The following is a 10,773-nucleotide window of genomic DNA, read 5'->3' as shown; positions in this document are numbered from 1 at the left end:
TCATCCTTCGAGACGGCCGCTTCGCGGCCCCTCAGGATGAGGTCATAGTCTTCCGCCGGTGGTATGAGACGAGACTTTGCCATCGGGTCCTCGCGGGTCGTTCGCGACAGATGTTCTTCTCGAGCCTAAGCCAACGGCGTGCCGGCGGCGAGGTTCGCCACCTCGTCGCGGAGGCGTGCGACCACGCCGTCCCAGTCACCGAGCTTCGGCTGGCGGAAGAGCCTTGCGGTCGGGTACCAGGGGGTGTCGTCGCGATCGAGCAGCCAGCGCCAGTCGGGCGACCAGGGCAGCAGGATCCACGTCGGCTTGCCGAGCGCCCCGGCCAGGTGGGCGACCGAGGTGTCGACCGAGATCACCAGATCCAGCAAGGATATGGCGGCGGCGGTTTCAGCGAAGTCCGAAAAGGCTTCGCCGCGTCGCAAAATGCCCGGCCGCGCCTGCAAAAAGGCTTCGTCGCCCGGCCGCAACACCTTCTGAAGGCTCACGAACGAGACGCCGGGCAGATCGATGAGGGGGGCGAGGGTCGCGAGCGGGACCGAGCGGTTGTGGTCGTTGCCGTGCTCCGGGTTGCCGGCCCAGACGAGCCCGATCCGTGGGGTCGGCAGCCCGCCGAGCCGCGCCGTCTCGGCGGCGCGTTGCGCCTCGGGCACCGTCAGATACGGCACATGTGCCGGGATCGTCTCCAGCGTGGTGCCCATCGCGTGCGGCAGGCTCGGATAGGTGGTGTGGAGGTCGAAGCCGGGTGGCGGCTTGGTCCCCCAGCCGTAAATCTCGGCAGCCCCCGGCAGCGCGTCCTCGACCAGCGGCAACAGAGGCGGCGGCACCGCGGCTATCACCTTTGCCCCTTTTTCCGCGAGCACCGGAACGTAGCGCAAAAACTGCACGACGTCGCCGAGCCCCTGCTCGGGATGCAGCAGCAGCGTTTTTCCCGCGACCGGCTCCTCGCCGCGCCAGGGCGGGGCAGGGAAGCGCGCCTTCACCGCGGAAAATTCCGGTTTTTCGCAGCGCCACTCGTAGGCGGCGAAACCTTCCCTCAGCCGGCCGAGCCGCAGCAGGGTGAGCGCTTGGTTGAAATGCACGTCGACCCGGCCGGGATCGAGCGCCAGGGCCCGGTCGTAGGCGGCCATCGCGTCGTCGTGCCGGCGCAGCTCGCGCAGCGCGTTCCCGCGCACATAGAGCACGTCCGGGTCGCCCGGCTGCAGCGCCAGCGCCCGCTCGAGCGATTGCAGCGCCTCTTCGTGGCGGCCGAGCTCTGTCAGCGCGTTGCCGCGATTGTAATGGGCTTTTCCGTGCCGCGGGTCGGCGACGAGGGCGGCGTCGTAGGCGGCGACCGCCTCCTCGAAGCGCTTCAGCCCGTGCAGCGCGAGGCCGAGATTGGAGAGAGCTTCGGGCGAGTCCGGCCGCTGCTCGGCGGCGGTGGCGAACAAAAGCACCGCCTCGGCGTGCTGGTCGCGGCCGTAGCAGATCAGCCCGAGCTGATGGAGCGCGTGAAAGTCGTGCGGGTCGGCCCGCAGCACCGCGACGAACAGCTGTTCCGCCTCGGCGATCTTCCCGGCGTTCTGGAGCGCGACCGCGCGAAGAACCTCCGGCCGCGGCGGCGGACGTTTTTCGCGCCCGTTCGCCGTGCCCGGCGAGGGATGCCTCTTCGACCGCGATGTCGCCATCCAAAACCTCGATCCCGCGCGACGGTTCCCGGCCGAAAGTGTGCCGGGCCGGGGTGATTCGCGCGAGCCGCGGCAGGATACCCTCAAAGCCGGGGTTTCGTCGCGCTCGGGAGGATGCTTCGGTTTACGAGGTCGCGGATCGTCGCCTCACACCGTCAGCGTGCCGGCGCGGGCGGCGTCGTAGCGGCGGGCGACCGCGTCCCAGTTCACCACCGCCCACCACGCCTTCAGATAGTCCGCCCGGCGGTTCTCGTAGGTGAGATAGTAGGCGTGCTCCCACAGGTCGTTGCCGAGCAGCGGGCGCTTGCCGTCCATCAGCGGCGAATCCTGGTTCGGCCGGGTCTCGATCGACAGCCCGCCGTCGGGCGCGACCAGCACGAACACCCAGCCGGAGCCGAACTGCCCGGCGCCTTCCGCCTCCACCGCCGCCTTCATCTTGTCGAGCGAGCCGAAGCTCTTGGCGATCGCCTCGGCGAGCGCGCCGGTCGGCGCCTGCGAACCTTCGCCGGGCGGCCCCATGATCTCCCAGAGCATCGAGTGGTTGGCGTGGCCGCCGCCATTGTCGCGCACCGCCTTGCGGATCGCGGCGGGCAGCGTGTCGAGCGACTCGAGCAGCGTGTGCAGCGGCTTCGCCGCGAGGCTCCGGTGGTTTTTCAGCGCGGCATCGAGCTTGTCGACATAGGCGCGGTGGTGCTTGCCGTGGTGCAGCTCCATCGTCCGCGTGTCGATCACCGGCGCGAGCGCGCTGGTCGCATAGGGCAGGGGCGGCAGCGTGAACGCGCCGCGCGCGGAACCGCCGGCCGTGCCGGTGCCCGGCTCGAGCCCGAGGGCGGACGCGACGAGGGAGGTGTAGCGCTCGAACAAAGTCGGGCGCGCCGTGGTGCTTGCGGGCATGATGTCTCCGTGAGGTCGGATGTTCTTTTCACCGGTGCGCGTCGCCGGCAACCCCCCGCGGCGGCCCGGTGCGACGGCATCATGGTGACGATGCCGGGACGACGCCGGTCGGCGCAAATGGTTCCGGCGGCAGCCTGCGGGAGCACGCCGAAACACCGCACGTCGCCGCACTCGCGCGGTCCCCCGGCCCGGAGGCCGGAGGGAGGAGGCGAGGCTCGGACGGGCGAGCCGCGGGCGCCGGAAAGCCGGCGTCAGTGCGCCGGATACTTGGTCGGGTCGGCCATCCGGTCGGTCAGCGTGGCGAGGTCGGCGGTGGAGACGTCGTCGTCGTAGACGCCGGCCGCCACCTGGATGCCGCTCGCGAAGGCGATGTCGGCGCCGAGCGCGTAGGAGATCTTTCGCGAGACGCTGCCGGCGCCCGGCTTGGTCCACAGATACTCGACCCAGCCGCCGCCCTTCTGCCGGCCGGTGTCGCACAGGTCTACGAAGATGTGCTTGCCGTTGTTGTCGACGATCTGCTTCACCGGCCGCCCGACCAAATCCGGCCGCAGCGGATGGGCGACCATCCGGTCGAGCCGGCAGTCGTAGACGAACACGTAGGAGTCCTTCCACACCCACGGTCCGTCCTTGCTGTTGAACGCCGCATAGCCCGACGCGCCCTTCTCGCCGAGGAACCGCGACGCGGCCCACACTTTTGCGACGACCTCCTGGGGTGTCGCGCTCTCGGACGTCGCGCTCTCGGTGGTCGTCGCCCCGGTGGTCGTCGCCCCGGTGGCCGCAGTCTCGCCGGCGGCGCCGGGGGACACGCCGCCCGCCGCGAGCGCGGCGACCAGCACGATGGCCGTCAGAGTGGCACGCATGTCTTCCTCCGATCGTTTTTCGCTTGGTTCTGCTTGCTCGATGGCCGTTTGGGCCGGTCAGGCCTTGGCCGCCGCCACCTTGAGCGGCGTCGGCGCCGGGGCGCTCGGGCCGCGCAGCCATGGCCGGCCGACCGGCAGAACGTCGCGGCCGAAGACGTCGGCGAAGATCAGGTGCGCCATCACGTACCAAGCCATCGCCGCGCAGGCCATCAGCTCGTAGCCGGCCACGACGGTCAGCTCCGGATAGCCGAAATGCGCGAGGTCGAGCAGCACGAAGCCGGCGAGCAGCAGCGTGAAGGTGAGGGCGAGGGCGCTCGAGATGCGCAGCGACCCGACCCACAGGATGGCGGTGAACAGCGTCCAGGCGATCAGGAACCAGCCGATATCGGTGCGGCTCGACACGTAAAGGTTGTAGTGATTGCCGACCAGCAGGAGCGCGAGCGCGATCCAGAAGCAGCCATAGGCGGTGAAGGCGCAGTAGCCGAAATTGTTGCCGGTCTTCATTTCCTGCAGGCCGGCGATCATCTGGGCGAGCCCGCCGAAAATCAGGCCGAGCCAGATCACCGGGCCGAGGCCCATCCAGCCGACATTGTGGAACTGCAGCACCATGGTGGTCAGGCCGAAGCCGGCCAGCCCGACGACGGCCGGGTTTCCGATTTTTTGTTCTGCCATTTCGAAGTGTCCCTGGGCGGTTGCGTTGTAGACGACGGTAAACTACAGCGCGACGGCGGACGATGCTACCGCGGGGATCTTCCGGAGGCCGTCGGCGACGCAGGCGTGCAGGGCTCCCCGCCCGGGGCTTTCGGGGCCGGCGGGCGGATTGCGCGGGGCGCAGGAGGGGGCAGGGGGCCGGCGAGCCGGGGCAGGGCAGGCGAGCCGGTCAGGTGCGCAGGGTCGCTTTCAGCCGGAGCGGCTTCAGCAACAGGTCGAAGGCGTGGCGGATGTCGGTGACGACGACGTCGGCCGCGCGGAGCGCCGCGCCCGCCGCGCCTTCGCCTTCGATCACCGCGATGCCGAGCGCCGCCCGCGCGAGCATTGCCGCGTCGTTCGCGCCGTTGCCGATCGCGACCACCGTATCGGCCCCGAGCTTTTCCACGAACGCCGCCTTGGCCTCGGCCTGGCCGCCCGGCGGGATCAGCGCCAGCGCCACCCCGAGCGGCGCGAGCTGGGCGCCCGCGCTGCCGAAGGTGTCGGCGGTGAGGACGTGGACCGCGAGCACCTGCCGAAGCTCTTCCACCGCCGGCGCCACGCCCGGCAGGAGCGCGCCGTCGCAGGCGATCGTGCCGTTGTAATCGAGCACGAGATTTTGGAGCGCGAGCGGGTTTCGGCCCGGGATGTCGATGGTGAGCATGCAATGATCGCCTGAAAATCGATTGCTCGTCATACGCGGGCGCGAGCCGCGTGGCCATCGTCGCGTTGGCACCGTCGTAGCGTCGTAGCCGTCGTAGCCCGGATCGAGCGAAGCGAGATCCGGGACAGGATGCGGACCGCCCGGGGCCCGGGTTTCGCTGCGCTCCACCCGGCTCCGCTCGCTACGCTTGCTAACGCGCGCCGACGGACGATGCTACCGCGGTGATTCACGGAAGGGGGGAGGCCGGGACGTCGTGCATGGCGCGTGCTGCAGGTCGGCGCCCTACAGGAAGATCAGGACGACCGAGCCGGCGTAGAGCAGGAGAACGAGCGCACTCTCGAAGCCGATATTGCCCGGCCCGGATTTCTGGCGGCGGATCATGCCGAGCAGCAGCACGGCCGTCATCAGCATGGCGATCAGGCCGGTGGTCCGGTCCTGCTCGGTCATCGCCGCGTAGATCGAGCCGTCGTAGAACAGATCGGCCGCGCTCAGGAACATCACCTCGAACGCGTTGCCGCCGATCACGTCGCCGACCGCGAGGCTCACCGCGCCGAGCCGCACCGCGGCGATCGCCGTGACCAGCTCCGGCAGCGAGTTGGCGATCGCGGAGAAGATCGTGCCCACTGCGGTTTCCGACAGCGCCGTCGCGCCGACGATCCCGATGCTCGCCCGGCCGATCGCGTACCCCGCGACGGCCGTGATCCCCGCAAAGAGCAGAAAGCGAAGCCAGAGGGAGCGATCCGTCACCGCGCCGTCGCCCTCGTCGGGCTCGGAGATCGCCTCGCGGGTCTCCTCGGTTTCGACCGGCTTCCACATCGGAGCGGTCTGGATGCGGGACAGGAGCTTCAGACCGAAGCCGTAGGCGAGCGGGATCAGGAGCGAGACCGGATGAACTCCGAAGACCGTGACCGGAGGCTCGGCGGCGGCGATCAGGGGCATCGCGAGGAGCGCGACGAGGAGCACGCCCTGGGCGAGCCCGGTCGCGCTCGCGGCGGCATGCTCGAGGTTGGCGCGGCGGTAGAAGAGATCGGCGATCGCGATGAAGGCGGTCTGGGCCGTCAGCCCGCCGAGCGCGTTGCCGATGGCGAGCCCGGCCGCGCCCTGGGCGGCGGTGGTGACCGACGTGATGGCCCCCGGAAGCGACGTCGCCGCGCCCACGAACAGCGCGCCGGCGACGACCTCTCCCATGCCGGTGCGATCGGCGAGCGCGTCGGCGATCCCGGACAGCTTGCTCCCGGCGAGCGCGATCGCCGCCGCACTGGCGACGAACACGCCGACGACCGCCCAGAGCGGGAGGTCAGCGATCGCCGGCATGGCGGGGCGCACCCGAGCGCGACGTGTCGGGGCCGGGTCCGGTGTCGAGCATGCGGGCTCCAGGGCGTGCCGGTCGTGGCGATCTCGCGTCGGTTTCAGTCCAACGCCGTGTCGGAGGCCTCGTTCCGGGTCGGCGGTGCGTGAAGTCGTAGCCCGGATCGAGCGAAGCGAGATCCGGGCAGGATGCCGATCGCCCGGAACCCGGGTTTCGCTGCGCTCTACCCGGGCTACACTTGCTTGCGCGGGAATGAGCGGAGGGTGGGGCGTGTTTCCGGACGAAGAGGGCGCCCGGGCTATCGCGATCAGCTCGCCTTCAAAAGGCTCGCGACCGAGACGTCCTCGTCGATGTCGGGCCAATGAATGCCTTGGCCGCGGCCGATCAGGCGCCAGTTGCCGCGCGCCTCGGCGCTCGCCTCGATCAACCGCGGGAACCACACCAGCGGTGCGGCGATCTCGCGGCCGTCCGCCAGCACGACCACGAGGCGGTCGTCGGTGACGGTGACCTCGACGGCGGTCGGATCACGCGCGATGGCCGAAATGGGCATTCCATGCCTCCAGGAACACCAAGCGATGCTCGATCACGAGAAGCCGTATCCGCTTCAGCTCGTGGGACCGGAACCCGTGAGCGTCTGCGAGCTCGACCGGATCGAGCCAGAACTTGGCGACGTTGTCACCACTTTCGACGTGGATATGGGGCGGCTCACCGCCTTCGAGGCTGTAGAAGAAGAACCTGTACCCGGCTTCCCGCAAAACGGTCGGCACGTTCGGCTCCTTGTTTCTCCTTCACCGTCCAGCGCGTAGGTCGTAGGGTGGAATAGCGCAGTCGCCGTCGCCCGGATCGAGCGAAGCGAGATCCGGGACAGCATGCGGACCGCCCGGGACCCGGGTTTCGCTGTGCTCCACTCGGGCTACCTTCCACCCGGGCTACGCTTGCTACGATGTCCCCGCGGGGCGCAGCCCGCTAAACGTCCAGCATCTCGTCGCTCGCGAACTCGGCGCGCTCCTGGATGAAGGCGAAGCGGGTTTCGGCCTTGGTGCCCATCAGCCGCTCGACCGTCTTTGCGGTGTCGGCGCGCTCCTCGGTGACGAGCTTCACCCGCAGGAGCGTGCGGGTCTTGGGGCTCATGGTGGTCTCTTTGAGCTGACCCGGGAGCATCTCGCCGAGACCTTTGAAGCGGCCGATCTCGACGTTCGCATTGGCGCGGAATTCCTTCCGCATGATCTCGTCCTTGTGGGCGTCGTCGCGGGCATAAAAGGTCTTGCCGCCGTGCGAGAGGCGGTAGAGCGGCGGCACCGCGAGATAGAGGTGACCGTTCTCGATCAGCGGCCGCATCTGGCGGTAGAAGAAGGTGATCAGGAGCGAGGCGATGTGCGCGCCGTCGACGTCGGCGTCGGTCATCACGATCACCTTCTCGTAGCGCAGGTCGTCGTCACGATAGCGCTCGCCGGTGCCGCAGCCGAGCGCCTGCATCAGGTCGGAGAGCTGCTGGTTCTGGGCGAGCTTGTCCTTGCCGGCGCTCGCCACGTTGAGGATTTTTCCACGCAACGGGAGCACGGCCTGGGACGCGCGATCACGCGCCTGCTTGGCCGAGCCGCCGGCCGAATCGCCCTCGACGATGAAGATCTCCGAGCCCTGCGCGGCCGACAGCGTGCAGTCGGCGAGCTTGCCCGGCAGCCGCAGCTTCTTCACCGCCGACTTGCGGGCGACCTCCTTCTCCTGGCGGCGACGCAAGCGCTCCTCGGCGCGCTCGATCACCCAGTCCAAAAGCTTGTTGGCCTGTGTCGGGTTGCCGGCGAGCCAGTGGTCGAACTGGTCCTTCACCGCGCTCTCGACGATGCGGTGCGCCTCGCCGGTGGCGAGCCGGTCCTTCGTCTGGCCCTGGAATTCCGGCTCGCGCACGAACACCGACAGCATGGCGCCGGCGCCGGTCATCAGATCGTCGGAGCCGACCGGCTGGGCGCGCTTGCCCTGGCCGATGCGCTCGGCATGGTCCTTCAGCCCGCGTAGGAGCGCCGCGCGCAAACCCGCCTCGTGGGTGCCGCCCTCGGGGGTCGGGATGGTGTTGCAGTAGGAGCCGAGGAAGCCGTCGCCGTCCGCCGTCCAGGCGACCGCCCATTCGACCGCGCCGTTCTGGCCCGGCCGGCCGGACTGGCCGGTGAACATGTCGGGATGCACCAGCGTCTGGCCCTCGAGCGCGCCGGCGAGATAGTCCTTGAGGCCGCCCGGAAAGTGGAAGGTCTCTTCCGCCGGCACGCCGTCGAGCCCGGCGACGAGGCTCGGGTCGCACTTCCAGCGCAGCTCGACGCCCCCGAACAGATAGGCCTTCGCCCGCGTCATCGTGAACAGGCGCTTGGGGCTGAACTTCGCCTTGCCGAAGATCTGGGCGTCCGGCTTGAAGCGCACCCGCGTGCCGCGGCGGTTGTTGATCTTTCCGGGCTTTTCGAGGCCCGAGGTGGGCTTTCCTCGCGAAAAGGTCTGGCGGTAGAGCTGGCCCTGGCGGGCGACCTCGACCTCGAGGGTTTCCGACAGCGCGTTGACCACCGAGATGCCGACGCCGTGCAGGCCGCCCGAGGTCTCGTAGACTTTCGAATCGAACTTGCCGCCCGCGTGCAGCATGCACATGATGACTTCGAGCGCGGATTTTTTGGGGAATTTCGGGTGCGGGTCGACCGGGATGCCGCGGCCGTTGTCGGTCACCGTCAGCCAGCCGTCCGGCTCCATCGACACCTCGATGAAGGTGGCGAATCCGGCCAAAGCTTCGTCCATGCAGTTGTCGATCACCTCGGCGAAGAGGTGGTGCAGCGCGCGCTCGTCGGTGCCGCCGATATACATGCCGGGTCGGCGGCGCACCGGCTCGAGCCCTTCGAGAACCTCGATGTCCTGCGCCGTGTAGGTGCCTTCGGCCGCGTTGCGGCGCGCCGCCAGTGCGGCCTCGCCCTGTGCGCGGGCCGCGGCCCGGCCGGAAGGGGCGGCGCCCTGCGGGGCGGCGCCGGTGCCGGCGGCAAAAAGGTCGTCGGGAGACTCTTTCTTGCTCTTGGATGCGCTCTTGGCCATCGGCTGTGTCGGACCTCTCGAATCGGTGCCGGCACTATGCCACGCCGCCGGGCGAAGATGTGGCATCCCGGGCGGGTGCTGCCGGGACGATGAAGTGAATATTAATTCGGTTGCGTGCCTTGCTACCGCAGAAACGGCGGATCGCGCCAGTCCCACAGCCGGGCGGGCGCGGCGTCGACGTTCTCGGGCAAGACGTTCCAGCTCCACCCCGCGTAGCGGGTCGCGCCGTCGAGGTGGACGGCCACGCTCGCGAGCATCAGCACGCCGAAGCACGCAGCTGCGGCTCGTCGGCTCCGGCGCGGCAGCGTCGCGAGGCCGGCCAGCGCGAACGCCACGAAATATACCAGAAACGGGAGAATGTCGGACATCAACCGCGGTCCGTACGAATGGCCGGCCCACCAGTGAGGGAAGTGCGAGACCGCGATCCAGTGGAGCACCACGATCAGCCCGTAGGCGAGGGCGAGGCCGCGGTCCTGCCGCGCCCGCACCGCGCGAACGAAGCCAGGGATCGCGAACAGGAGCACTGGCGAGAACACCAGGAGCCCGCGGGCCGGGCTGACCAGGTTTCCGGCCAAAGCCTCCGCGAAGGTGCTCTGGCCGTCGAGCCGTCCCGGAAGGAAGTAGTCGGGAATCGGGCTGCCGCAGGTGGCGATGTTGAAGGCGAACCACACGGCTGCGACGGCGAGGCCGCCGAGCACGGTGCCGATCAGGGCGCGCCGATTGTAGATCAGTAACCAGCAACCGAGCACGGCGATCGGGATCGCGGCGGTCGGCCGGATGATGAAGGCGGCCGCGAGCGGCAGCCCGACGAAGCCCGCGAGCTTCGGGTTCTGCTTCGACCGCTCGAGCAGCAGCATCGTCACGGTCAGCATCAGCATCAGCGGGCCGTGCTGCCACAGCGCGCGTGTCGCCATCGACCACATGGAGGTGCCGAAGGCGAGCACCGCCGCCGACGTGACGGCGATCGGCACCGAGCCGAAACGCGCTTGCACCAGCATGAAGAAGAAGGCGACCGCCAGGGCGCCGTAGAAGGAGGCGACGACCTTCTCGAACGTCGCCGGAACGCTGGTGGCCAGCCGCTCCTCGAACGACGGCGCGACCAACGAGGCGATCGCCACCATCGGCGTCGCGAGCACCGAAACGCCGATCGGAAAGATCGTTCGTGGCTCGCCCCGGCAGGTCGTGATGGCATAGAAATCGTTGGTCGCGAGCACCGGCCGATACGCACCGAGAGAGCCGCCTTCTCCGTGCAGCAGGCTCGCCGCCGTATGGATCGACCAGCGTGAATCGTACGGAGTCTTGACCGGGCTCACCGCGAACACCACGAAGGCGACGGCGAACACGACGAAGGGCAGCACAAACCCACCCCGCGGCACGGAGCGATCCGGCCGGCCGGTGGCGATCGATGGCATCACAGAACTCGTCGGCAAAACGCGTCGAAACGAACTCTCCGGAATCAACGATGCGACCCGCGGGAGCCGAAGCACGCAACGACCTGTACCACCCCGTCCCTCGTGCGTCGACCGGTTCGGTGTTACCGAAGAAACCGGCGACCGGTCGGGTCGCCCACTGCCAAGTCCTCTCGCGCGTCACGCTGCCGCGTCGGCCGGGCCGGCGCGGTGTCTTTCGGCCGTC

General features: G+C 69.2%; 10 protein-coding genes. All 10 read right to left on the bottom strand.

Translation table 11 applies throughout. The annotated features are described in order from the left end of the window. Positions 1-125 precede the first annotated feature (125 nt). The 10 genes from A33M_RS18945 to A33M_RS18900 all read right to left on the bottom strand — a co-directional run bounded on the left by A33M_RS18945 (position 126) and on the right by A33M_RS18900 (position 10,496). Positions 126-1,664, bottom strand: coding sequence for a tetratricopeptide repeat protein (locus tag A33M_RS18945; protein ID WP_008390596.1), 1,539 nt, complete (start codon positions 1,662-1,664; stop codon positions 126-128). Between the two features lie 147 nt (positions 1,665-1,811). Then, positions 1,812-2,558: a superoxide dismutase gene (locus tag A33M_RS18940; protein ID WP_008390594.1), complete on the bottom strand. Its 747-nt coding sequence runs from the start codon at positions 2,556-2,558 to the stop codon at positions 1,812-1,814. 251 nt (positions 2,559-2,809) lie between these two features. Then, positions 2,810-3,418, bottom strand: a complete 609-nt coding sequence (locus A33M_RS18935; protein ID WP_008390592.1) for a cache domain-containing protein — start codon at positions 3,416-3,418, stop codon at positions 2,810-2,812. Positions 3,419-3,475: 57 nt separating this feature from the next. Continuing rightward, positions 3,476-4,090 (bottom strand): acetate uptake transporter, encoded by a 615-nt coding sequence (locus A33M_RS18930; RefSeq protein ID WP_008390590.1) that lies wholly within the window; start codon positions 4,088-4,090, stop codon positions 3,476-3,478. 208 nt (positions 4,091-4,298) lie between these two features. Then, the gene (locus tag A33M_RS18925; protein WP_202801955.1) at positions 4,299-4,937 is read right to left on the bottom strand and encodes an HAD family hydrolase; all 639 of its coding nucleotides are present in this window, start codon (positions 4,935-4,937) and stop codon (positions 4,299-4,301) included. Positions 4,938-5,051: 114 nt separating this feature from the next. Next, entirely contained in the window at positions 5,052-6,083 is a 1,032-nt protein-coding gene (locus A33M_RS18920) for a sodium:calcium antiporter (protein WP_040621762.1), read from the bottom strand. A gap of 302 nt (positions 6,084-6,385) precedes the next feature. Continuing rightward, entirely contained in the window at positions 6,386-6,628 is a 243-nt protein-coding gene (locus tag A33M_RS18915; protein WP_008390583.1) for a DUF2442 domain-containing protein, read from the bottom strand. Further along, positions 6,603-6,845, bottom strand: a complete 243-nt coding sequence (locus tag A33M_RS18910) for a DUF4160 domain-containing protein (RefSeq protein WP_008390580.1) — start codon at positions 6,843-6,845, stop codon at positions 6,603-6,605. The genes A33M_RS18915 and A33M_RS18910 overlap by 26 nt, the downstream gene beginning before the upstream one ends. Before the next feature lie 199 nt (positions 6,846-7,044). Further along, a complete protein-coding gene (parE, locus tag A33M_RS18905; protein ID WP_008390579.1) occupies positions 7,045-9,138 on the bottom strand; it encodes a DNA topoisomerase IV subunit B in 2,094 nt (697 codons plus the stop codon). Positions 9,139-9,260: 122 nt separating this feature from the next. After that, on the bottom strand, positions 9,261-10,496 hold the full coding sequence (locus A33M_RS18900; protein ID WP_157223564.1) for a hypothetical protein: 1,236 nt from the start codon (positions 10,494-10,496) through the stop codon (positions 9,261-9,263). Between the last annotated feature and the right edge of the window lie 277 nt (positions 10,497-10,773).

Source organism: Rhodovulum sp. PH10 (assembly GCF_000293785.1).
Classification (GTDB): Bacteria; Pseudomonadota; Alphaproteobacteria; order Rhizobiales; family Xanthobacteraceae; genus Rhodoplanes.
The sequence above is the reverse complement of the archived record's forward strand: the minus strand, read 5'-3'. Positions and strand labels throughout refer to the sequence as shown.

Coding starts and splice junctions, on each gene's coding strand:
- A33M_RS18945 (WP_008390596.1), bottom strand. CDS start 1,664: ATGGCGACATCGCGGTCGAAGAGGCATCCCTCGCCGGGCACGGCGAAC.
- A33M_RS18940 (WP_008390594.1), bottom strand. CDS start 2,558: ATGCCCGCAAGCACCACGGCGCGCCCGACTTTGTTCGAGCGCTACACC.
- A33M_RS18935 (WP_008390592.1), bottom strand. CDS start 3,418: ATGCGTGCCACTCTGACGGCCATCGTGCTGGTCGCCGCGCTCGCGGCG.
- A33M_RS18930 (WP_008390590.1), bottom strand. CDS start 4,090: ATGGCAGAACAAAAAATCGGAAACCCGGCCGTCGTCGGGCTGGCCGGC.
- A33M_RS18920 (WP_040621762.1), bottom strand. CDS start 6,083: ATGCCGGCGATCGCTGACCTCCCGCTCTGGGCGGTCGTCGGCGTGTTC.
- A33M_RS18915 (WP_008390583.1), bottom strand. CDS start 6,628: ATGCCCATTTCGGCCATCGCGCGTGATCCGACCGCCGTCGAGGTCACC.
- parE (WP_008390579.1), bottom strand. CDS start 9,138: ATGGCCAAGAGCGCATCCAAGAGCAAGAAAGAGTCTCCCGACGACCTT.